Genomic DNA, 22707 nt, shown 5'->3' on the forward strand with positions numbered 1-22707 from the left:
GCGCTACGTGATGGCTTACTGCTCCACCCATTTGCACTGGAGCACCCGCCGCGCGCCGTTTGGCGTCGCCGCGCTGCTGGATCGGGACGTGGAGATAGACTTCAGCTCGCAGACCACGCCCAATGACGTGGTCACGACGATCGCCACGCAGCCGCTGACGGGCAACGAAAGCTGGCAAAAATTATGCCGGGCGAATGGCGCTTATTTTGCCTCTGGGAGCGAATAGTTTGACGCCAGCTGCGGCTGAACCACCTCGTGACTCAGCGGCTTGCTGATGACGTAGCGACCATCGATCACCGATACGATCGGCGGCCTGCGGGTTTGCTCAAAGTAGTCGTACCCAGGCTTTAGCTGCGCCCAAAAGTCTTTATAGTACGAATTCTTGTGGCGCTGCATATTGGCGTCGGTCATGCGGAAAGGGTAGATGCTGACCTGAACGCTCGGCTGGCCGAAGACCAGCGCGGCGGTGACGAACTGGAAAATCTCGTCAATGCCGCTGTCGGTCATGGCGTAGCAGCCGACGGAGACACAGGCACCGTGGATCATCAGGTATTTCCCGCTATAGCCATGGGCCTGGTCGTAGGCGTTCGGGAAACCGATATTAATGGCCTTGTAGAAACGGCTGTCCGGCTTGAGCTGGTTACGCTGAACGCTGTAGAACCCTTCCGGGCTTTTATAGTCGCCCTGTCGCTGTTTCGGCCCCAGTCCACCGGAATAGCTACAGATTTTGTAGCTGTCGAGCAGCTCATAGCGTTCGCCCATCCTGACGTAGAGATCAAGCATACGCTCTTCTTTGAAGATCTGGATATAGACCGGAGAGCCCATAAACTGCTGCTTATTCTCTTTATTCACCGTCGTCTCGGCGAACATGCTGCTCAGCATATTGGCAAACGAGACGCACGGGATCAAAAGCATCGCAATAAGTAATGCGACTTTACGCATACTGCTTGTTCCTTGCTAAAACGGTTATACGCGCCAGAACGGCGAAAAAAGATCCTCGATCAGATTAATCTGGTCAAGGAGCGCTCACATTATCACCACGGCAATTTTTCGCAAGCGCCGCGTGCGGCGTTTACATTTTATACCCTAAATCATTCGGGTTGCAGGGTGAAACGCAGCGTGTTTTGAACAGCCCCGGCGCTGGCCCCGAAGGGGGAGCCATAAAGCCAACGCACATGCGGCCTGTAGTATGGCAGGTATAACCCTGGCGATACGGTCGCTTATCTTCGCACTCCTTTTTTAGCCCGTTGCAATCGAAGGCGTAACACTCTAATAAATGAGAATTTCGCCTGGGGGAGTCAACCACGCTTTCTGCGGCGCGGGCGCTTGCTTTTCATTCTCTTTTTATACTGTATACTTAGCCAGTATTGTGGGAGGGGAGCGATGCGTAAAATCATACATGTCGACATGGACTGCTTTTTCGCGGCGGTGGAGATGCGCGATAATCCGGCCCTGCGCGACATCCCCATCGCCATCGGCGGCGGCCGCGAGCGGCGGGGGGTTATCAGCACAGCCAACTATCCCGCCCGCAGGTTCGGCGTGCGCAGCGCAATGCCTGGCGGAATGGCGCTGAAGCTCTGCCCGCACCTCACTCTGCTGCCCGGTCGCTACGAGGCCTATAAAGAGGCGTCGCGGCAGATTCAGGCGATCTTCTCGCGCTATACCTCACTCATTGAACCGCTGTCGCTGGACGAGGCCTATCTCGACGTCACCGACAGCGTTCACTGCCACGGCTCGGCCACGCTCATTGCCAGGGAGATTCGCCAGACCATCTTTAACGAACTGCAGCTTACCGCCTCGGCGGGCGTAGCGCCGGTTAAGTTTCTGGCTAAAATCGCCTCCGATCTGAACAAGCCGAACGGCCAGTATGTGATTGCCCCTGCGGATGTCCCCGATTTTCTGCAAACCTTGCCGCTGGCTAAGATCCCCGGCGTCGGAAAGGTTTCCGCCGCAAAGCTGGAGTCCCTTGGGCTGCGCACCTGCGGAGACGTTCAGCGCTGCGACCTTTCGATGCTGCTCAGGCGCTTTGGCAAATTCGGCCGGGTGCTCTGGGAGCGTAGCCAGGGGATCGACGAGCGTAATGTGAACAGCGAAAGGCTGCGTAAATCGGTAGGCGTGGAACGTACGCTGGAGGAAGATATTTACCACTGGTCCGAATGTGAGGCGCTCGTTGAGCGGCTCTATCCTGAGCTGGAGCGCAGGCTGGCCAGCGTCAAGCCGGATCTGCTCATCGCCCGTCAGGGCATCAAACTGAAGTTTACTGACTTTCAGCTGACCACCCAGGAGCACGTCTGGCCACGGCTGAATAAAGCAGATCTTATCGCTACGGCGCGCAACGCCTGGGACGAGCGCCGAAAAGGGCGGGGCGTACGGCTGGTGGGCTTACACGTTACGCTGCTCGATCCGCAGCTGGAACGGCAGCTGCTGCTGGGGTTATAGGGCCAATGGAAATCAGAAAATATAAAGAAAGCGATTTTTCTGCCCTCTGCGACATATTTCTGCGGTCGGTAAAAGAGACGGCCAGCCGGGATTATTCCCCGGCGCAGATCGCCGCCTGGGCGCAGATCGATACCGTCCGCTGGCGGAATAAGCTGGCACATTCTCAGACATGGGTCGCCGTTATTAACGGGCAACCGGTCGGGTTTATTACGCTGATTGATGGCGGCTATACCCAAAATAATTCGAGTTGCAGGACAAAACGCAGCGCGTTTTGAACAGCCCCAGGGCTGGCCCCGAAGGGGTGAGGCCGACAGGCCGAATCACGCGGCGACGCAGTGACAAATTCGTCAGGAACGAATTTGAACAGCCGCAGGCTGCCTCTGGTGAGAGACAGGGATGTCTCTCATTAGTCCCCGGGAGCTTACTGGAGTAAGTGACTGGGGTGAGCGAGGACAAATCAGCTTAGCTGATTTGAACGCCGCTGGCGGCGGCCCTTCAGGGTGAGGCCCCCGGGCCGAATAAAGCCAACGCACATGCAACTTGAAGTATGACGGGTATATATCGATCTGCTGTTTGTCGCCCCGGAATATGGCCGCCGCGGCGTGGCGGCGGCGTTGCTTAATCAGCTGGACAGCGGCGGGGCGTTGACGGTGGACGCCAGCATTACCGCCAAACCTTTTTTTGAGCGCCGCGGGTTCCGGGTTGTTCAGCAGCAAAGCGTGGTGCTTCGCGGCCAGCATTTTATTAATTTTCATCTGCGACGGGCAGGCGCAAAATAAAATTTTCTTGCGCCGCCAGCCGCTGCCTATTAATCTACGCGCACTTTTTATCCATTTATCCACGATTAACTGCAAAGGAGGCCCACCATGATGGAATATTCTGAAAACTTACTTTGCAGACCTTTCCAGGAATAACACGTCCTTAGCGCCTGCCCGTCAGGGCTAATTTGTACCTGAACCGCCATCGACAAAACAGGTTAATGTTTTGCACGCCGAGACGGTGAGCGTAGTGAATTAACTGTTATCTGCTACGTGCCGTCCGGTTTCTGCGCGCTGTCCATGTCCGGTATTTTTGCGCCAGGTACGCCTGATGGATTTGCCCTGGTCACGTCTGCCATCTCCTTATTAACTTTTTCAGGAATGGTATATGGGCAATAACGTTCATTATCTCTCTGAGTCGATCTCCTGGATCGCCTCGGACGATCTGTGGATCGAAGGTTCAGCGATCCAACAGTTACACGCTACGGCAAACCTGCCCGGCATGCGCCGCGTAGTGGGGATGCCGGATCTGCATCCCGGCCGCGGCTACCCGGTCGGCGCGGCCTTTTTCTCCGTCGGGCGTCTGTTTCCGGCGCTGGTGGGTAATGATATTGGCTGCGGCATGGGGCTGTGGCAAACGGATATCGTGCGCCGCAAATACAACGCGGATAAAGCGGAAAAACGGTTGATGGTGCTGGAAAATATTGCCGATCCGCCGTGGCTGGAGGCGCATCTGCCGGAGAGCCTGGCGCAGCATCCGTGGCGCGGATCGCTTGGCTCCATCGGCGGCGGCAATCATTTCGCCGAGCTGCAGCAGGTGGAGTGCGTTTTCGATGAGGTCCGCTTTCGCGCGGCGGGGCTGGATGCTCAGCATCTGCTGCTGCTGACGCACAGCGGCTCCCGCGGGCTGGGACAGGCGATCCTGCGGCAGCATATCGCCACCTTTTCTCATGACGGGCTGGAGGAGAGCAGCGAACCTGCGCGCCGCTATCTTGCCGAACATAACGACGCTCTGGCGTTTGCCCGACTCAACCGCCAGCTTATCGCAGCCCGCCTCCTGCAGCAACTGCGGGCCACGGGGCAGCGGGTGCTGGACGTGACGCATAACTTCGTCGAAGCGTGCGCCATTGGCGGCGAACAGGGCTGGCTGCACCGCAAGGGGGCCACGCCGGACGGCTGCGGGCCGGTGGTGATTCCCGGCTCCCGCGGCGACTACAGCTGGCTGGTTCAGCCGGTGGTGAGCGAAACGGGGCTACATTCGTTGGCCCACGGTGCCGGCCGCAAATGGATGCGCGGCGAGTGCAAGGGGCGAATGTCCGGCAAATATAGCCCGGCGCAGCTGGCCCGCACGGGGCTGGGCAGCCGGGTGATCTGCCGCGACAGGCAGCTTATTTATGAAGAGGCACCGCAGGCCTATAAATCAGTGGCAAGCGTGGTTGACTCGTTGTTCCAGGCCGGCCTGGCCGTGCCGGTCGCGCGTCTGCGACCGCTGCTGACTCTGAAAACCAGCGGAGGGTCCGGAGCATGATGTTGCTGCAACTCTCCTCCGCCCAGGGGCCGGACGAATGCTGTCTGGCGGTGAAAAAGGCGCTGGACCGGCTGATAGCTGAAGCCAACCTGCTAAGGGTCAGGCTGACGCTTGTGGAGACGGAGCCGGGCGGGCGGCCCGGCACCCTGCGATCGGCACTGGTCTCGCTGGACGGCGACGGCGCGCAGGCGCTGAGTGACCGCTGGTGCGGCACCGTGCTCTGGATCTGTCAAAGCCCGTACCGGCCGAACCACCGGCGGAAAAACTGGTACATGGGCGTCGGACGCTTTGTCGCCGACGCGCGGGAGGACGCCGATACGATCCGCTTTGAAACCCTGCGCGCCTCCGGGCCCGGCGGACAACATGCCAGGCTGTGTCCCTTAACCGTTCGTGAGCGTCGACGCCACGCCCGGTTAAGGGACACAGCCTAATAAAACTGATTCGGCTGTGCGGGCAACCCATCTGGCGAGCGGAATTAGCGTTAAGGTGCAGTCGGAGCGCAGCCAGCACGCCAACAGGCGGCTGGCGCGGCTGCTGATCGCCTGGCAGCTGGAGCAGCGGTGCGAGGAAGAGCGCGCGGCGCTGAAGTCGCAGCGGCGGCTGTTTCATCATCAGATTGCGCGAGGTAACCCGCAGCGGACGTTTCAGGGCATGGCGTTCAGGCCGCGGTAAGCAGGCGGCGCGAAGGAGAGAAAGACTAAGAGAAAAACGGCCGGAGAGCACGGATCATGCTCTCCGGCACGGGGAGAGAGCCGCGCTTACCGGGCCGGGATGGCCTTCAGCAGCTCGGTCAGCAGCGTCCAGTAATGGCCGACGCTTTCGATATGAACCTGCTCATCCGGCGAGTGTGGGCCGGTGATGGTTGGTCCGATAGAAACCATATCCATATTCGGGTACGGCTTCCTGAACAGGCCGCACTCCAGGCCGGCGTGGATAATCTGGATGTTCGGCGTCTTGTTGAACAGGCGCTGATAGGTTTCCCGCACCAGATGCATCACCGGCGAGCTGGCGTCCGGCTGCCAGCCGGGGTAGCCGCCAATCGCTTTGGTCTTCGCCCCCGCCAGCTTGCCCAGCGAATCCAGCATACTAACCACGTACTCTTTACCGCTGTCGATCAGCGAGCGGATCAGGCAGTGAATTTCCACGTTATCGTCGGTCATGGTCACCACGCCGACGTTCAGGGAGGTTTCCACCACCCCTTTCGCCACGTCGGAGTTACGGATCACGCCGTTCGGCGTGGCGTTCAGCAGGCGGATAAAGGCGTCGCGGGAGCCGGCGGTCAGCGCCGGGCGTTCATCGCTGGCCGCTTCCAGCTCAACCCGCAGGTTTTTCTCTTTTTCCGCCAGCTCGTTTTTCAGCATCGCCTGCCAGGCGCTAACCTGCGCCTTCAGCGCGTCGACGCTCTCTGCGGCAACGGCAACGGTGGCGAAGGCTTCGCGCGGAATAGCGTTGCGCAGGGTGCCGCCGTTAAAGTCAATCAGGCGCAGATCCAGCGCTTCCGCGTGGCCTGCCAACAGCCGCGCCAGCAGCTTGTTGGCATTGCCGAGGCCGAGGTGGATATCGCCGCCGGAGTGGCCGCCCTTCAGCCCTTTCAGCGTCAGCGTAAAGCGCTGGAAACCGGCGGGCACGGCTTCGCGGGTCAGGGCCAGGTTAGAGGTAAAGTCGATGCCCCCGGCGCAGCCCATATAGATCTCACCCTCTTCCTCAGAGTCGGTGTTGATCAGTATTTCCCCCTGCAGCCAGTTCGGCTGCAGGCCGAAAGCGCCGTCCATACCCGTCTCTTCGGTCATGGTGAGCAGCACTTCCAGCGGGCCGTGCGCCACGCCGTCATCCACCAGTACCGCCAGCGCAGAGGCCATGCCGATGCCGTTGTCGGCCCCCAGGGTCGTGCCGCGCGCCTTCACCCACTCGCCGTCGATATAAGGCCGGATAGGATCTTTGGTGAAGTCGTGCACGGTATCGTTATTTTTCTGCGGCACCATGTCCAGATGCGCCTGCAGAACCACCGGCTGGCGATCTTCCATCCCCGCGGTCGCGGGTTTACGAATCAGGATATTCCCCACCTGGTCGCGTTCAACGTGAAAACCTTTCTCCGTCGCCCAGCCGACGATGTGCAGAGCGAGCTGCTCCTCATGCTTTGACGGATGCGGGATAGAACAGATTTTGGCAAAAATATCCCACAGCGGCTGTGGAGAGAGTTGAGACAGTTCAGACACCATAAGTCTCCTTGTCGTGATCCTGCAAACGAGCCGCAGGCCACGGGGTTAGCGGAATAATAAACTCTTGCGAGATGCGGATGAGAATACCACTTTCTCCGGCCTCGGGTAGTGGAAAGCGCGTAAAAAGCGGCGCGAATTCCGTTAAACGCTGGTTTTTGCCGCCTTCGATCTCTATAATCTCGCGCAACCTATTTCCCCCTCGAACACTTTTTAAGCCATAGATAAACAGGCCGGGACACTTCACATGAGCGAAAAATACGTCGTCACCTGGGATATGCTGCAGATCCATGCACGCAAGCTGGCAAGCCGCCTGATGCCTTCTGAACAGTGGAAAGGCATTATTGCCGTCAGCCGCGGCGGCCTGGTGCCGGGCGCGCTGCTGGCGCGTGAGCTGGGTATTCGTCATGTCGATACCGTTTGCATCTCCAGTTACGATCACAACAGCCAGCGCGAGCTAAAAGTGCTGAAACGCGCGGAAGGCGACGGCGAAGGCTTTATTGTTATCGACGACCTGGTGGACACCGGCGGCACCGCGGTGGCGATCCGCGAAATGTATCCGAAAGCGCATTTTGTCACCATCTTCGCGAAGCCGGCCGGCCGGCCGCTGGTGGATGACTACGTGATTGATATTCCGCAGAATACCTGGATTGAACAGCCGTGGGATATGGGCGTGGTGTTTGTGCCGCCTATCTCCGGTCGCTAATTCCGCCATTTGCAGCGCCTGCTTTCGTCGGGCGTTGCGCTTTTAACGCCCTCCGTCGTCCGCAGTCCGCGCTTTCCCGATGAAAGCGGCCGAAGGTCGCCCTTTCCATGCCTTCCGCAGGGTTTTATGTATACAATAGCTTCCGGTAAGTATCCTATGGAGGCTGCAAGCATGACCCAGGCTAACCTCAGCGAGACCCTGTTCAAACCTCGTTTTAAACATCCCGAAACCTCCACGCTGGTCCGTCGTTTCAACCTTGGGGCCTCGTTCCCCGTGCAGTCTGCCCTGGACGGGAAGAACGAGCCCCACTGGTATCGTATGCTCAACCGGCTGATGTGGATCTGGCGCGGCGTCGACCCGCGTGAAATCCTCGACGTGCAGGCGCGGATCGTCATGAGCGACGCCGAGCGCACCCATGACGATCTGTACGACACGGTGATCGGCTATCGTGGCGGCAACTGGATCTACGAGTGGTCGAAGCAGGCGATGGCGTGGCAGCAGAAGGCCAGCCAGGAGGAGGATGCCGTACGCAGCGGACGCTACTGGCTTCGCGCTTCGACGCTGTACAACATTGCCGCCTATCCGCACCTGAAGGGGGACGCGCTGGCAGAGCAGGCCCAGGCGCTGGCCAATCGCGCTTATGAAGAGGCGGCGCAGCGTCTGCCCGGCTCCCTGAAAGAGATGACCTTTGCCATCCCCGACGGCGCGCCGGTAACCGGATTCCTGCATATGCCGAAGGGCAACGGCCCGTTCCCGACGGTGCTGATGTGCGGCGGCCTGGACGCCGTGCAGACCGACTATTACACCCTCTTTGAGCGCTACTTTGCCCCGCGCGGCATCGCTATGCTAACGCTGGATATGCCGTCGGTCGGATTTTCCGCGAAGTGGAAGCTGACCCAGGACTCCAGCATGTTGCATCAGCACGTGCTGAGGGCGCTGCCCGACGTGCCGTGGGTGGACCACACCAGGGTGGCGGCGTTTGGCTTTCGCTTCGGTGCTAACGTCGCGGTGCGCCTGGCGTATCTGGAGGCGTCGCGGCTGAAGGCGGTGGCCTGTCTTGGCCCGGTGGTGCACGCGCTGTTAAGCGATCCGCAGCGCCAGGGCGCGGTGCCGGAAATGTATCTCGACGTGCTGGCGAGCCGGCTGGGAATGCATGACGCCTCGGATGAAGCGCTGCGGGTGGAGCTGAACCGCTATTCACTGAAGGTGCAAGGGCTGCTCGGCAGGCGCAGCCCGACGCCAATGCTGTCGGGCTTCTGGAACAACGATCCCTTCAGCCCGGAGGAGGAGTCGCGTTTAATCGTCTCGTCATCTGCCGACGGTAAGCTGCTGAACATCCCTCTTAATCCCGTGTACCGCAGTTTTAATCAGGGATTGCAGGAAATTAGCGACTGGCTCAACAGGAGATTGTGTTAATATTTTGCTAAATATTAATATTTAGCAAAACAGTGGCTTCACAACAGGAGATCGTAATGACGTTACCGAGTGGACATCCGAAAAGCAGGTTAATCAAAAAATTTACCGCGCTGGGTCCCTACATCCGCGAAGGCAAGTGCGAGGATAATCGCTTCTTTTTTGATTGCCTGGCCGTTTGCGTAAACGTGAAGCCCGCGCCTGAGATGCGCGAATTCTGGGGCTGGTGGATGGAGCTGGAAGCGGAAGAAAAACGGTTTACCTACAGCTATAAGTTTGGCCTGTTTGATAAGGCGGGCGACTGGAACGAGGTGCCGATTAAGGATGCTGAAGTGATGGAGCGGCTGGAGCAGACCCTGCGCGGATTTCACGAGCGGCTGCGGGAATTGCTCAGTTCGCTCAATTTAGCGCTGGAGCCGGCCGATAATTTCCCCGACGAGCCGGTTAAGCTCACGGCCTGATCCATCCGGCCCGCAGCGCCGGGCCGGATACCTCTCCCCTGGCAACCTCGTCCTTCAGGGCGGGGATCCGTCAATTCCCATTCTGTTAAATTACGTGCCAGATCGTTGCCGAAACTGGCCCGGCGAAAAACAGCATGATTTTTCGCGTTTCGCGACGAAAAATATATGACAAAGTGAATATCTTTTTAAAAAACAATAAGGTTAATCACGATAATCAAAACGTCAAAAATTGCCGCTACGTTCGCCAATCCCGTGCAACAAAATGCCCTGCTTTATGCGCTGGCGGTTGGCAACCGGAGCCACTCCTGTTAAAACGTATTGTTTACTATCCTTTCCCCTTTTCTAAACGGCAGAGAATCATGAGTGACAGCCAGACGCTGGTGGTAAAACTCGGCACCAGCGTGCTAACGGGCGGATCGCGCCGCCTGAACCGTGCCCATATCGTAGAGCTGGTGCGCCAGTGCGCGCAGCTACACGCCGCCGGGCACCGTATTGTTATCGTGACGTCGGGCGCTATTGCCGCCGGGCGTGAGCACCTTGGCTATCCGGAGCTTCCGGCGACCATTGCCACGAAGCAGCTGCTGGCGGCGGTAGGGCAGAGCCGTCTGATTCAACTGTGGGAACAGCTGTTCTCGATTTACGGTATTCACATCGGCCAGATGCTGCTGACCCGCGCGGATATGGAGGATCGGGAACGCTTTCTTAACGCCCGGGATACCCTGCGCGCGCTGCTGGACAACAACATTGTGCCGGTGATTAATGAGAACGACGCCGTCGCCACCGCCGAAATTAAAGTGGGCGATAACGATAACCTCTCGGCGCTGGCGGCGATCCTTGCCGGTGCCGATAAGCTGCTGCTGCTCACCGACCAGCAGGGGCTGTTTACCGCCGACCCGCGTACCAACCCGCAGGCGGAGCTGATCGCGGACGTCCGCGGGATTGACGACGCCCTGCGCGCTATCGCCGGGGACAGCGTTTCCGGGCTGGGGACGGGCGGCATGGGCACTAAGCTGCAGGCCGCCGACGTCGCCTGCCGCGCCGGTATCGACACCATCATCGCCGCAGGCAGCAGGCCGGGCGTGATTGGTGACGTCGTAGAGGGCATCTCCGTCGGTACCCGCTTCCACGCCCAGGCCTCGCCGCTGGAGAACCGCAAGCGCTGGATCTTTGGCGCGCCGCCCGCCGGAGAAATTACCGTTGATGCGGGGGCTACCGCCGCCATGCTGGAGCGCGGCAGCTCGCTGCTGCCGAAGGGCATTAAGAGCGTGATGGGCGACTTCTCCCGTGGCGAGGTGATCCGGATATGCGATCTGCAGGGGCGCGATATCGCTCACGGCGTCAGCCGCTATAACAGCGACGCGCTGCGGCGTATTGCCGGCCACCACTCGCAGCAGATTGACGCGATTCTCGGCTATGAATATGGCCCGGTCGCCGTCCATCGTGATGACATGATTACCCGTTAAGGAGCTTCCTGTGCTGGAACAAATGGGCATAGCCGCCAGAGCGGCATCCTACAGGCTGGCGCTGCTCTCCAGCCGCGAGAAAAACCGCGTGCTGGAGAGCATTGCCGACGCGCTGGAGGCGCAACATGAAGCCATCCTCCGCGCTAACGCTGATGATTTGGCCGACGCCCGCGCCGCCGGGCTGAGCGAGGCGATGCTGGACCGCCTGGCGTTAACGCCGGCGCGCCTGAAGGCTATCGCCGACGACGTGCGCCAGGTCTGCGGTCTGGCCGATCCGGTAGGGCAGGTGATTGACGGCGGCCTGCTGGACAGCGGTCTGCGTCTGGAGCGTCGCCGCGTGCCGCTGGGGGTGATTGGCGTGATTTATGAGGCGCGGCCCAACGTGACCGTGGACGTCGCCGCCCTGTGTCTGAAGACGGGCAACGCGGCGATTCTGCGCGGCGGTAAAGAGACGCATCGTACCAACGCCGCCATTGTGCGTGTTATTCAACAGGCGCTGGCGGACGGCGGCCTGCCGGCAGCCGCGGTTCAGGCCATTGAGAACCCGGATCGCGCGCTGGTGAGCGAGATGCTGCGAATGGATAAATATATCGACATGCTGATCCCGCGCGGCGGCGCAGGCCTGCACAAGCTGTGCCGCGAGCAGTCCACGATCCCGGTGATTACCGGCGGCATCGGCGTGTGTCATATTTTTGTAGATGAGAGCGCGGATATCATCCCGGCGCTGGAGGTGATTGTGAACGCCAAAACCCAGCGTCCGAGCACCTGCAACACCGTTGAGACACTGCTGGTGCATCAGGGGATTGCCGGGCGTTTCCTGCCGGCGCTGAGCCAGCAGATGGCGCAGAGTGGGGTGACGCTGCACGCCGACGAGGTGGCGCTGGAACTGCTGCAGGCGGGGCCGGCAAAGGCGGTGGCGGTAAAAGCGGAGGAGTATGACGACGAGTTTTTGTCATTGGATCTGAACGTGAAAATGGTCGCCGATCTGGACGAAGCCATCGCGCACATTCGCGAACACGGCACCCGGCACTCAGATGCGATCCTGACTCGCGAAATGCGCAATGCCGACCGTTTCGTTAACGAGGTGGACGCCTCCGCCGTGTACGTGAACGCCTCCACCCGCTTTACCGACGGCGGGCAGTTTGGCCTCGGCGCGGAGGTGGCGGTAAGCACGCAGAAGCTGCACGCCCGTGGCCCAATGGGGCTGGAGGCGCTGACCACCTACAAGTGGATCGGCTTTGGCGACAACACCATACGGGCATAAGCGCCACGGGTGATGCAAAAACAGGCAGTTGATTCACAAGTCTATTGACGCATCGCCCGGTTAGTTTTAACCTTCCCCCCGTGTTCGCTCAGGTGAACACGTCCTTTCAGGGCCGATATAGCTCAGTTGGTAGAGCAGCGCATTCGTAATGCGAAGGTCGTAGGTTCGACTCCTATTATCGGCACCACCTTAACGTTTTTCCTTGTCTACTAACATTAAAAATCTGTGTAACAATAATTTGAAGCCGGGACGTGATCTTTGCTTATTTTTGCCTCTGCGCGAGAAAGAGCAACGCTCTTCTGACTACAAAGTAATACCTTAACGTGATTCAGTGAACCAACAAAGCCAGCCCCGCGGCAAAGAGAATAGAAAGTAGTACCGATACCAGGCCCGGCAGTAGAAAAGGATGATCGACAATATGTCTGCCCAGTTTGGTGGAGCCTGTATCATCCAATTCTACCGCTGCCAGCAGCGTCGGATAGTTTGGCAAAATAAACAGAGAAGCCGTTGCCGGGAAGCAGGCCACTAAAATACCGGGGGCAACGCCCATGCTCAGTGCGGCAGGGAACAGTATTTTCGTTGACGCTGCCTGAGAATACAAGAAACATGATGCCATCATAATAATAAAGGCTAATACAACAGGCGAATCCAGTAAGTGCGAAGAGACTGTGCTTTGCAGCCATTGTTGATTGCTGTCCATAAAAGTTGAGCCCAGCCAGGCGACGCCGAGAATACAAATACAGGAGGTCATTCCGGTTTTAAACACCGAGCCAGTTGGGATCTTTTGGACATTAACCCGGCAGCAAATCAGAATCAGCAGCGCAACGCTCATCATAACTCCCACCCGGGCCTGTCCGCTGTTCATGATGGGGTGGGCAATCAGCCCTAATTTGGGGCTGGTAACAATCGCATATGCAAGAACCGCAACCAGCCCAACAATAAAGATCAGCACCGAACGCCCGGCATAGGGAGGGATCGTTCGGACCGTCTCAGCCCTGACCTGAACCAGATAGTCATATAAACGATCCTGCTGCCGGATTCTGTCCCAGAACAGATAAAAAAGAGACGTAACGAGTAGCGCAAGAAAGGTGGACGGTATCGATATCGCAATGAGTTCAATATAACCCCAGCCATGATGTCCCTTTTCCAGAATGCCCGAGAAGAAAATCACCGCCGCGGAAATGGGCGAAGCAACGATCCCCAATAAAGACGCGCTAACGGAAATAGCAAGAGAGCGGCCCGGTTTTATATTATTCTCTTTCGCAACGCCGATAATCACCGGCATACAGGCAAATGAGACTTGCCCGGTACTGGCCATCATGGTTAATAACCATGTGGAAAGCGGCGCGGTTATCACTAATAATCGCGGATAGCGGCGCAGCAGGCGTTCTGTAAGATTAACGAGATATTCAATACCACCGGCCTCCTGCATTGCCGATATCGCCACTATCACTACCATAATAAATACGATAACCAGCATTGGCATGTCGCCTGGCGTAGCGCCGAGGGCGCTGAGGACGATCACGCCGGCTCCACCGGCAAAACCAACGCCGATGCCGCCCACCCGCATGCCGATATAAAGAAACAGCAGTACCACAAGAAACTGAACCAATACCATAATCGCCTCCACGGCTCTCTGTCCGGTATTAACCCATTAGATGATTAAATGGCCTGTAAGTCCTGGCCGCCGGGCACACTCTCTTAATGTTAATTGACTGAATAACAACCTGTTATTTTCCAATGGCATCGCTACATACGGGGTTAACCAGGCATCCGATTCGCTCAATCTCTACTTCAACAATATCGCCAGGGCGCATAAAAAGCGGCGGTGTGCGTTTTTTTCCGATACCGCCGGGCGTGCCGGTCAGGATGACATCCCCTGGAGAGAGCGCAGTAAACGTGCTGATATAGGCAATTAATTCTGCGACGGAGTACACCATACTGCTCGTATTATCCTGCTGTACCGTTTGGCCGTTGAGCCGGGTAGTAATATTTAGCTTTTGCGGATCGGATATTTCATCCGCAGTTACCAGCCAGGGGCCAAAGCCACCGGTCGCTGGCCAGTTTTTCCCGGCCGTAAACCAGCTATGCTGCCAGTCGCGTACGGAGCTATCCATGTAGCAGCTATAGCCAGCAATATGACTCAACGCTTCCTGCTGAGGTATATTGCGCCCCCCACGGCCAATCACCAGCGCCATTTCACCTTCATAGTCGAACTCATTGCTGCGTTCCGGCTTGAGTAACGGAGTCAGATGCCCGGTCTGTGAATCAGCAAAACGGATAAATAGCACTGGAGCGGAGGGCTTCTCGTAACACGTAATCTTTTTATCGCCATAATTGATGCCAGCGCAGATAATTTTTTTCGGATTGGTAATAACCGGCAGAAAGACGATCTCTTCAAAAGTATAATTCGCTTTTTTAGCGGACGGCGGCAGCTTATCAAGAAGATGAATACAGGGAATAAAATCAAGCAGGCTACCATATTGTGGGAATAGCGCCTGCAGGTCAATGATGCCGCCGGTGGTCACCAGACCATATTTATTTTGATCATTAACAGTAAAACTTAAGAGTTTCATAAATCACCCTGGAAATATACATAGGTGAAAGCCCCGATATTATAATGTAGAGTCCTGAAAACATACCGGGGCGAAATAATAGACTATCCGCAATACAGTAAGGCCTGTTTCTGCATTGCGGACTAACGGCTGAATCAGAATAAATTAACGGACGGGGCCTAACTCAGCGGCGCGCATTGCGTCATGGATCTCTTTTTCCGCGCCATTCTCCAGCGGCAGCAGAGGAGAGCGAACGGTGGCGTGTTCAAGGATGCCTCGCGCAACCAGCGCATGTTTAAGGGCAACGGTGCCTTCCATGTGAGATCCGCGATGATACACGCTTTTGGTGACCGGCAGCAGGCGATCGTGCAGTTGACGAGCTTTAACGTAATCGCCAGCTTTACCCGCTTTAATCATTTCAATTAGCGGTTCAGGCGCGATAGTACCGTAGCCAACCAGGAAGCCATCAACGTCAAAGGCGGTATGCAGCAGATATTCATCGTGGCAGCTTAAGATTTGCAGATCCGGACGCTCGCGACGAATAACCGGAATTTCAGTATCCCAGCGGCGCATATTACGCACGCCATTCTTCATGGCGAATACGCCTGGCTGAGCGGAGATTTCCAGCAGCGTTTTCAGATTGTAGGTGGCTTTAGTGACGTCCGGATACTGGAAGAGAATCAGCGGTAAACCGCTCTCTTCATAAACAGTGCGGTAGCGATCCTGAGGTGCCCCATCCTGATAGCCAAAACGCAGCCAGCCGTGAGAAGGGTAGAGCAATCCTGCGGATGCGCCGGCGGCAACGGCGCGCTTAGCCTCCAGCGCGGCCACTTCCGTCCCTTCACCGGTAATACCGGCAATAACTGGAAGCTTACCATCAACGGACTTAACAAATGCGCGGATCACATTCGCCTGCTCTTCCTGGGTAAGAAACGTCCCTTCACCTGCGTGTCCCAGAACCACCAGGCCTTTTACACCGTCAATGCTGCCCAGCCAGCTGCCGAGGCGCTGAATGGCTTCATAGTCTACGCGACCATCGCGAGTGAAGGGTGTAACCGGAGCCGGAGTTAAACCTCTCAGATCGATGTTAATCATAAGTATCCCCTTGATGAATAAGAATAAGTTTGCGGTTAGGCGATCGTTTGAAACGTGAGTGAAATCGTTTCTGCAATCGTTTTCACTTGGTTGACAATGAACCTCAAAAAATAAACCGTCAACGCCGCTTTGGTTAAAAATGTAACGCGGTTCACAAACTAAACCGCAATCTCTGTCCGGGATGAGATCTGTTAATCAAAATTCAGCCCTCACTCGCAGCCTGGGAGAAAGCCAGCGAGGGGGCAGATTGGGTTATTTGCGCGGGGAGGAGGTAGACTTACGAGGAATAAGGGAAGGTGTGGTAATCCGCATATTATTATTTATCTCAGGATTCAATAACATATCAACTGCGTTGCTGGCGATATGCTCCAGCGGCGTTCTGACTGAGGTCAGCGCCACGGGCAGTCTGCTGACCAGTGGAATGTCATTATATCCCACCAGGGAGAGATCTTCTCCAATCACCAGGCCCTGCTGGTGGGCCGCCGCCAGAACGCCAATCGCCAGCTCGTCATTGACGGCAAACAGCGCGCTGGGGCGATGACCCTGGCTGAGAATTTTCATTCCCTGCTGCTCTCCCGATGCGATATTAAAATCAGAATGACAGCACCATTCCGTTTCGATCCTGAGTCCGGCTTCCTGCATTGCCCGCTCAAAGCCCTTACGCCGGTTGCGCGAGTTAGAGGCAAAATCAGGACCGCCAATCAGGCCAATATCACGGTGGCCTAAATCAATCAGGTGGCGGGTTGCCAGATAGCCGCCAAGCTCGTCGTCCCCGACCGATGAGGGGCTAAAACCATCGGTACGCAGCGCCAGCACATGGGGAACATCCCGTTCGCGCAGGGTTTGCGGCAAAGGATCGTCCAGTCGGCAGGTGGACATAATCACCCCGTCCACCCGGCGATCCAGCAGCGATTCAACGGACTTTTTCTCCTGCTCCTGGCTATCGCCGCAGGTCGCCACAATCGCGAAATACCCTCTCCTGGCCGCAGCTCTGGCTATCTCTTCAAAAAGCATAGCGGTAACGGCATCGGTCAGTCTCGGCACTAATACGCCAAGCGTCCCGGTATCGCCACGCCGCAGGCTGGAAGCAACATAGTCCCGACGGTAGCCCAGCTCTCTGGCAACCTGGCGAATTTTATCTGCCGAGGCGCTGCGCGAGGTGGGTAATCTTTCGTCGAGCACCCGCGAAACAGTCGAGACGCTAACGCCCGCAGCGCGAGCGACGTCCCGCATTGTCGCCAGTTTTTTTTCCGGAAAACCGTTCAATTCACTTTCTTGATCCATCTGCTGCTCCAACCCATTAAAGCGGGTAAAAATCCGTGTTGCCCGTGTAGCGGATACCATCGTACGAACCGGGAGTGAGAGGATCTTACGTTAAACCTCACCTGGACAAAAGAAGAGGTGCTTCACTTTGCCCCGCGTTCATAGCATAGCTTTTTACCGGGTCGTTTTTTCAGAGTGTGAACTGCCCGACAATTATACAACTGGCGTAATTGACTTAACCACAAATCCGGCAAAGGATGAACCGGAAGTGAAATCGATTGCAGTAACGTTATCACAAGCAGATTCAGACAGCATTCTATGCAGCACGTCTTTGAATAAGGGCTTGTTTCCTTTTGTTATTCAGTAGATTACGTGTATGCCCCAGACAACATTTAACAGGGTAATACTATGTCAACACAGGTTATTGCTTCAGATTACGCCGCCGCCGGAGGAGCGGTGTCAACGCCAGACGCGCTGCTGGCAAGGCTGGAACGTCTTCCCATAACCCGACGGCTAAAGGCGATCCGCGTTATCGTCGGCTTATCGACTTTCTTCGATGCTTATACCATTATTGCTATCGCATTTGCTCTCCCTCAGCTCACCCAGGAGTGGGGGCTTACGCCGACATTTGTCGGTCTTATCATCGCAGCCAGCTATGTCGGGCAGCTGTGCGGCGCGCTATTTTTTGGCTCTCTGGCGGAAAAAATAGGCCGTATCGGCGTATTGCGTATCACCATCGTTCTGTTTGTCCTGATGGATGCCGCCTGCCTTTTTGCATGGAGCGGCTGGTCAATTCTTATTATTCGTTTTTTGCAGGGCGTGGGGATCGGTGCAGAGGTTCCGGTGGCCAGCGCCTATATCAATGAATTTGTGGGAGCCAAAAAGCGCGGGCGTTTCTTTTTGTTGTATGAGGTGATTTTCCCAATCGGAATGATGTTTGCAGGCCTGGTGGGGTATTTTCTTGTGCCTGTCTATGGATGGAAGGTCATGTTTTTAATTGGCCTGGTTCCCTCCGCGCTGACCGTCCCCCTGCGTTGGATCATGCCAGAATCACCGCGCTGGCTGGCTTCAAAAGGCAGACTGAAGGAGGCGGAAAGCGTCGTATCAACGCTGGAAGCTGAGGCTATCAGCCGTGGGATGACGTTACCCGAACCTGAAATTAAAGCCCCCGTGATTCTGAAATCGGCTCCGGAAGGGGCAAAAGCCCTCTTCGGTGGTATCTACAGGTCCCGAACTTTTATGCTGTGGGGACTGTGGCTGACGGTTTATAGCGTCAACAACGGAATGATTACCTGGTTCCCGACCCTTTACAAAACCTGGTTTAATCTCTCTCTCGATACCAGCCTGGCCTATGGCTGGATCACCTCTTCCTGCGGCGTTGTGGCATCGGTAATCTGTGCCTTAACGATCGACCGTATCGGGCGCAAGCGCTGGTACACATGGGCTTTTTCACTGGCCATCGTGCCGCTGATTACGCTTTCTGTTCTGGGTGCGACATCCGCCGTTGAAATTCTGGTTCTGGGAAGTCTGACCTACGCCACTCTCCAGACCATCGCCTTCTCGCTTTATCTGTATGCGGCTGAGCTGTATCCCACCCGTCTGCGCGCCATTGGCACCGCCTGGTCCAGCGCATGGCTGCGCGTGGGTTCATCCATTGGTCCTTTGATGGTTGGTTTTATTGTAAGCGGCTTCGGGATCCGCTTTGTGTTTGTCACTTTTGCGGTTATCGCGCTGATTGGCTGCTTAATTACCTGGCTTTTCGCCATTGAAACCAAAGGTAAATCCTTAGAAGAGCTGTCGCCTTAGACGGCCCGTGGTGCCGGGAAGAGCGGCGCTACATCTGACGATTTACCGGGAATTCCCCGTTGCTCCGTATGAACCACGGGCCGGGAAAACATGAACACACCCATAAAAGCGACGCCCCACCCCGGTATCACGACTCATTTACAGTGGCCGGGCAGGCGGTCGCTGCATTGGTCAATAAATCGTTGGTTCTCGATGGGCTGCCTTTTCAATTGCCAGGCCAGCCCGCATCAATACGCGCTCCTGCCGACGAACAAAAAAATTTTGTGGGTAAACAGAATCCGTCAACGAAACCTAAACAAACCCTCATCCAACGCTTTTTTAACCTTTACGCCATTCATCGGCTGACTATAATGAGCGTAAATTCATACAGGAGTAATAGGTTGGACAGTCACCCTTATTTAACGAACAAGGCAAGCTGACGCATTTATTCCTGCGCTGCTTGCCGGAACGGCGGGCAGCAATCTCCTCTCCAGATGATTGCCTTCCCTTGATGTTATAACCGCGCGGTGTCGCAAAGGCAGTTATTATGTTTATGTTTAAAAATTCTTTATTCCCTCCACCTTCAGTACGCTAATGAACGCCCCTTTGGGCGAATCTTCTTCGTGCGCAAAATAAGGCCTGTGCGTAATTCTTCCGGCAATGGCGGAGGTGCGTATGTGGGTATTTCCTTATCTCTCAAAGCCATTTTTGGGGAGCGCCCAACGGTGCCAAAAGCGCCGGGCCTTATTTTGTCCTGAGCTGGCGGTAAAATAATAATCGCACCGGCGAGTTAACCTTTATCGATGTCAACAGGCTGCGAAACGTCGCATCTACCCTAAATAATTCGAGTTGCAGGAAGCCAACGCACATGCAACTTGAAGTATGACGAGTATAAGGAGGGAATGATGGATATTCCCATACGCATAAGATCATAACGACTCAGCAGAGCGAAAAATAAATTATGCATAGATATTTCTGTGCAGGGGTAACGACGTCTTAATAGTGAGGATTAATCATGACTGACATGAAAATAGAAAACCGGAAAGCCAACCGGTTTACGTCAGAAAATGATCGGCAGCATAAAAAAACCTTTCCGATAGAAACAGAGGCTTTCCACAGCCCGGAGCAGACCCTGGCGCGCCTGAACAGCAGCCGTCAGGGGTTAACAGCAGAGGAGGCCCTTGAACGGCTGGCCGGGTATGGCCGCAACGAGGTGGCGCATGATCAGGCTCCGGCGGCGCTGATTCAGCTCCTGCAGGCCTTCAATAACCCGTTTATTTTTGTCCTGATAGCGCTGGCCGCGGTCAGTTTTTTCACCGACTACTGGCTCCCGCTGCGTAACGGCGAAGAGGGCGATCTGACCGGAATTATCATCATTCTGACGATGATCGCTCTGAGCGGGCTGCTGCGTTTCTGGCAGGAGTTTCGCACTAACAAAGCGGCACATGCCCTCAGATCAATGGTGAGCAGCACGGCGACGGTGCTGCGTCGCGGAGCGGACGGGGAGGAGCCGGTCCAGAAAGTGATTCCGGTTGCGGAGTTAGTCCCGGGCGACATCATCCTTCTGGCCGCGGGCGATCGGGTTCCGGCGGACGTCCGCCTGCTGGCCTCCCGCGATCTGTTCGTCAGTCAGTCTATTCTGAGCGGGGAATCGCTGCCGGTTGAGAAATACGACGTGATGGCCAGCGTATCCGGTAAAGGCAGCGAGCGGTTGCCAGCGCCGAACCAGGGTAACAGCCTGCTGGAGATGGGAAACATCTGCCTGATGGGAACCAACGTGACCAGCGGCAGGGCGCAGGCGGTGGTCGTTGCCACGGGTCGCCGCACCTGGTTTGGCTCGCTGGCGAAATCCCTCGTGGGTGCCCGCCCCCGGACCGCCTTCGATCGCGGCGTGAACAGCGTCAGCTGGCTGCTGATCCGCTTTATGCTGGTGATGGTGCCCGTTGTACTGCTTATCAACGGTTTCAGCAAAGGCGACTGGGTGCAGGCCATGCTGTTTGCGCTGGCCGTCGCGGTAGGGCTGACGCCGGAGATGCTGCCGATGATCGTCAGCTCCAACCTGGCGAAAGGTGCCATTGCCATGTCGCGGCGCAACGTTATCGTCAAGCGGCTGAACGCCATTCAGAACCTTGGCGCGATGGATGTGCTGTGCACGGATAAAACCGGCACGCTGACCGAGGACAACATCATCCTTGAACAACATCTTGACGTGAACGGCGCGCAGAGCGAGCGGGTGCTGACGCTCGCCTGGTTAAACAGCCGTAGCCAGAGCGGGGCGCGTAACCCGATAGACCAGGCGGTACTGCGTTTCGGTGAAGGCACCGTTGCGTCTGCGGCGAAAGCGCGCTTCGTGCAGCTCGATGAGCTACCCTTCGACTTTGTGCGCCGCCGCGTGTCGGTCTCAGTGGCGGATGAGCAACATGGCGACAGGCTCCTGATCTGCAAAGGCGCGGTGGAGGAGATGCTAACGGCGGCGACCCATCTGCGTGAAGGCGACGGGACGGTTGCCCTGGATGGCGACCGTCGTAAGCGGCTGCTGGCAAGAACGGAAGCCTACAACGCCCAGGGCTTCCGGGTGCTGCTGGTGGCGACCCGCAGGCTGGATGATTCGGCCCTGACGAGGCCGCTAAGGGCTGCCGATGAGCAGGGGCTGACGGTTGAAGGTATGCTGACGTTCCTCGATCCGCCGAAAGCGAGCGCCGGCAGGGCGATAGCGGCCCTGCGTGATTACGGCGTGGCGATAAAGGTGCTCACCGGGGATAACCCGGCGGTGACCGGGCGTATCTGTCTGGAGGTAGGGATTGATGCCCGGGAGATCCTGACGGGGGCGCAGATTGAGGCGATGTCGGACAGCGAGCTGGCGCGCGAAGTGGAAACATGCACCGCCTTCGCCAGGCTGACGCCCCAGCACAAGTCCCGGATCTTAAAGATGCTGCAGAAAAATGGTCATACCGTTGGCTTTCTGGGGGACGGCATCAACGATGCGCCCGCCCTGCGCGATGCGGACGTGGGTATTTCGGTCGACGGCGCGGCGGATATCGCCAAAGCCTCCTCCGATATTATCCTGCTGGAAAAAGATTTGATGGTGCTCGAAGAGGGGGTGATTAAGGGGCGCGAGACCTTTGGTAATATCATCAAATACCTGAATATGACCGCCAGCTCGAACTTTGGCAACGTCCTGTCGGTTCTGGTGGCGAGCGCGTTCCTCCCGTTTCTGCCGATGCTGGCGATTCACCTGCTGATCCAGAATCTGCTGTACGACTTTGCCCAGCTCTCCCTGCCCTGGGACAAAATGGACCGCGCGTTTTTGCGCCAGCCGCGCAAATGGGACGCGAAAAACATCGGGCGTTTTATGCTGTGGATTGGGCCAACCTCTTCCCTTTTCGACATCACGACGTTTGCCCTGATGTGGTACGTCTTCGCGGCGAATCATGTTGAAGCGCAGGCGCTGTTCCAGTCGGGCTGGTTTATTGAAGGGCTGCTGTCGCAGACGCTGGTGGTGCATATGCTGAGAACGCAGAAGATCCCCTTTATCCAGAGCCGCGCCTCGCTGCCCGTGCTGTTGAGCACGGCGCTGGTTACGGCGATCGGCATCGCGATTCCGTTCTCGCCGCTCGGCGCGATGGTCAATCTGGAACCGCTGCCGATAAGCTACTTCCCCTGGCTGGCGGCGATATTACTGAGCTACTGCCTGGTGGCGCAGGGAATGAAGCGCTTCTACATCAGGCGCTTTGGTCAGTGGTTCTGATAAGGCGCGGAGA

Annotated in this window: 16 protein-coding genes, 1 tRNA gene and 4 pseudogenes; 14 read left to right on the plus strand and 7 right to left on the minus strand. The window is 56.9% G+C overall.

All coding sequences use genetic code 11. From position 1 onward, the window contains the following. Positions 1-231 (plus strand): annotated as a pseudogene (locus GJV78_RS07585) (class II glutamine amidotransferase); the annotation flags it as partial. Here GJV78_RS07585 and dpaA read toward each other — a convergent pair. Next, positions 202-942 carry a peptidoglycan meso-diaminopimelic acid protein amidase gene (gene dpaA / locus GJV78_RS07590; RefSeq protein WP_155107758.1) on the minus strand — a complete coding sequence of 247 codons (741 nt, stop codon included), beginning with the start codon at positions 940-942 and terminating at the stop codon, positions 202-204. The pseudogene GJV78_RS07585 and the gene dpaA overlap by 30 nt on opposite strands. A gap of 441 nt (positions 943-1383) precedes the next feature. Here dpaA and dinB point away from each other — a divergent pair, with 441 nt between their 5' ends. The 5 genes and pseudogenes from dinB to prfH all read left to right on the plus strand — a co-directional run bounded on the left by dinB (position 1384) and on the right by prfH (position 5397). After that, positions 1384-2439, plus strand: coding sequence for a DNA polymerase IV (gene dinB / locus GJV78_RS07595; RefSeq protein ID WP_155107759.1), 1056 nt, complete (start codon positions 1384-1386; stop codon positions 2437-2439). Between the two features lie 5 nt (positions 2440-2444). After that, a pseudogene (locus GJV78_RS07600) lies at positions 2445-2657 on the plus strand (GNAT family N-acetyltransferase); the annotation flags it as partial. Positions 2658-2996: 339 nt separating this feature from the next. Next, positions 2997-3218: pseudogene (locus tag GJV78_RS07605) on the plus strand (GNAT family N-acetyltransferase); the annotation flags it as partial. 367 nt (positions 3219-3585) lie between these two features. After that, complete coding sequence (locus tag GJV78_RS07610) at positions 3586-4725, plus strand: RNA ligase RtcB family protein (protein WP_155107760.1); 1140 nt, start codon at positions 3586-3588, stop codon at positions 4723-4725. Continuing rightward, a pseudogene (gene prfH / locus GJV78_RS07615) lies at positions 4722-5397 on the plus strand (peptide chain release factor H). The gene GJV78_RS07610 and the pseudogene prfH overlap by 4 nt, the downstream one beginning before the upstream one ends. Before the next feature lie 86 nt (positions 5398-5483). On the opposite strand, the gene pepD reads toward prfH, so the two are convergent. After that, positions 5484-6941, minus strand: coding sequence for a cytosol nonspecific dipeptidase (pepD, locus tag GJV78_RS07620; protein WP_167519434.1), 1458 nt, complete (start codon positions 6939-6941; stop codon positions 5484-5486). Then, a complete protein-coding gene (locus GJV78_RS07625; RefSeq protein WP_167519433.1) occupies positions 6934-7131 on the minus strand; it encodes a hypothetical protein in 198 nt (65 codons plus the stop codon). Before GJV78_RS07625 ends, pepD begins: the two co-directional genes overlap by 8 nt. A 57-nt stretch (positions 7132-7188) precedes the next feature. On the opposite strand from GJV78_RS07625, the gene gpt reads away from it, so the two are divergent. The 6 genes from gpt (at position 7189) to GJV78_RS07655 (ending at position 12435) form a co-directional block, all read left to right on the plus strand. After that, positions 7189-7647: a xanthine phosphoribosyltransferase gene (gpt, locus tag GJV78_RS07630; protein WP_155107763.1), complete on the plus strand. Its 459-nt coding sequence runs from the start codon at positions 7189-7191 to the stop codon at positions 7645-7647. A gap of 171 nt (positions 7648-7818) precedes the next feature. Then, positions 7819-9063 carry an esterase FrsA gene (gene frsA, locus GJV78_RS07635; RefSeq protein ID WP_155107764.1) on the plus strand — a complete coding sequence of 415 codons (1245 nt, stop codon included), beginning with the start codon at positions 7819-7821 and terminating at the stop codon, positions 9061-9063. A 56-nt stretch (positions 9064-9119) separates the two neighbouring features. After that, positions 9120-9521 carry a sigma factor-binding protein Crl gene (gene crl / locus GJV78_RS07640; RefSeq protein ID WP_155107765.1) on the plus strand — a complete coding sequence of 134 codons (402 nt, stop codon included), beginning with the start codon at positions 9120-9122 and terminating at the stop codon, positions 9519-9521. 359 nt (positions 9522-9880) lie between these two features. Further along, positions 9881-10984, plus strand: a complete 1104-nt coding sequence (proB, locus tag GJV78_RS07645; protein ID WP_155107766.1) for a glutamate 5-kinase — start codon at positions 9881-9883, stop codon at positions 10982-10984. Positions 10985-10994: 10 nt separating this feature from the next. Next, positions 10995-12248 (plus strand): glutamate-5-semialdehyde dehydrogenase, encoded by a 1254-nt coding sequence (gene proA, locus GJV78_RS07650; RefSeq protein ID WP_167519435.1) that lies wholly within the window; start codon positions 10995-10997, stop codon positions 12246-12248. Positions 12249-12359: 111 nt separating this feature from the next. Further along, positions 12360-12435, plus strand: a tRNA-Thr gene (locus GJV78_RS07655). A 141-nt stretch (positions 12436-12576) separates the two neighbouring features. On the opposite strand, the gene GJV78_RS07660 is transcribed toward GJV78_RS07655, so the two are convergent. The 4 genes from GJV78_RS07660 to GJV78_RS07675 form a co-directional block, all read right to left on the minus strand. Next, positions 12577-13866, minus strand: coding sequence for an anaerobic C4-dicarboxylate transporter family protein (locus tag GJV78_RS07660; RefSeq protein WP_155107767.1), 1290 nt, complete (start codon positions 13864-13866; stop codon positions 12577-12579). Positions 13867-13978: 112 nt separating this feature from the next. After that, the gene (locus GJV78_RS07665) at positions 13979-14824 is read right to left on the minus strand and encodes a fumarylacetoacetate hydrolase family protein (RefSeq protein WP_155107768.1); all 846 of its coding nucleotides are present in this window, start codon (positions 14822-14824) and stop codon (positions 13979-13981) included. Between the two features lie 144 nt (positions 14825-14968). Then, on the minus strand, positions 14969-15898 hold the full coding sequence (locus tag GJV78_RS07670; protein WP_155107769.1) for a dihydrodipicolinate synthase family protein: 930 nt from the start codon (positions 15896-15898) through the stop codon (positions 14969-14971). Between the two features lie 252 nt (positions 15899-16150). Next, complete coding sequence (locus tag GJV78_RS07675) at positions 16151-17182, minus strand: LacI family DNA-binding transcriptional regulator (RefSeq protein ID WP_155107770.1); 1032 nt, start codon at positions 17180-17182, stop codon at positions 16151-16153. A 387-nt stretch (positions 17183-17569) separates the two neighbouring features. On the opposite strand from GJV78_RS07675, the gene GJV78_RS07680 reads away from it, so the two are divergent. Beyond that, positions 17570-18967 (plus strand): MFS transporter, encoded by a 1398-nt coding sequence (locus GJV78_RS07680; RefSeq protein WP_155107771.1) that lies wholly within the window; start codon positions 17570-17572, stop codon positions 18965-18967. 994 nt (positions 18968-19961) lie between these two features. Further along, a complete protein-coding gene (gene mgtA / locus GJV78_RS07685; RefSeq protein WP_155107772.1) occupies positions 19962-22694 on the plus strand; it encodes a magnesium-translocating P-type ATPase in 2733 nt (910 codons plus the stop codon). Positions 22695-22707 lie beyond the last annotated feature (13 nt).

The organism is Intestinirhabdus alba (assembly GCF_009711095.1).
Classification (GTDB): domain Bacteria; phylum Pseudomonadota; class Gammaproteobacteria; order Enterobacterales; family Enterobacteriaceae; genus Intestinirhabdus; species Intestinirhabdus alba.

Excerpts from the sequence above, each read along its gene's own strand:
- dpaA (WP_155107758.1), bottom strand. The coding sequence starts at position 942 with ATGCGTAAAGTCGCATTACTTATTGCGATGCTTTTGATCCCGTGCGTC.
- dinB (WP_155107759.1), top strand. The coding sequence starts at position 1,384 with ATGCGTAAAATCATACATGTCGACATGGACTGCTTTTTCGCGGCGGTG.
- GJV78_RS07610 (WP_155107760.1), top strand. The coding sequence starts at position 3,586 with ATGGGCAATAACGTTCATTATCTCTCTGAGTCGATCTCCTGGATCGCC.
- gpt (WP_155107763.1), top strand. The coding sequence starts at position 7,189 with ATGAGCGAAAAATACGTCGTCACCTGGGATATGCTGCAGATCCATGCA.
- frsA (WP_155107764.1), top strand. The coding sequence starts at position 7,819 with ATGACCCAGGCTAACCTCAGCGAGACCCTGTTCAAACCTCGTTTTAAA.
- crl (WP_155107765.1), top strand. The coding sequence starts at position 9,120 with ATGACGTTACCGAGTGGACATCCGAAAAGCAGGTTAATCAAAAAATTT.
- proB (WP_155107766.1), top strand. The coding sequence starts at position 9,881 with ATGAGTGACAGCCAGACGCTGGTGGTAAAACTCGGCACCAGCGTGCTA.
- GJV78_RS07660 (WP_155107767.1), bottom strand. The coding sequence starts at position 13,866 with ATGGTATTGGTTCAGTTTCTTGTGGTACTGCTGTTTCTTTATATCGGC.
- GJV78_RS07665 (WP_155107768.1), bottom strand. The coding sequence starts at position 14,824 with ATGAAACTCTTAAGTTTTACTGTTAATGATCAAAATAAATATGGTCTG.
- GJV78_RS07670 (WP_155107769.1), bottom strand. The coding sequence starts at position 15,898 with ATGATTAACATCGATCTGAGAGGTTTAACTCCGGCTCCGGTTACACCC.
- GJV78_RS07675 (WP_155107770.1), bottom strand. The coding sequence starts at position 17,182 with ATGGATCAAGAAAGTGAATTGAACGGTTTTCCGGAAAAAAAACTGGCG.
- GJV78_RS07680 (WP_155107771.1), top strand. The coding sequence starts at position 17,570 with ATGTCAACACAGGTTATTGCTTCAGATTACGCCGCCGCCGGAGGAGCG.
- mgtA (WP_155107772.1), top strand. The coding sequence starts at position 19,962 with ATGACTGACATGAAAATAGAAAACCGGAAAGCCAACCGGTTTACGTCA.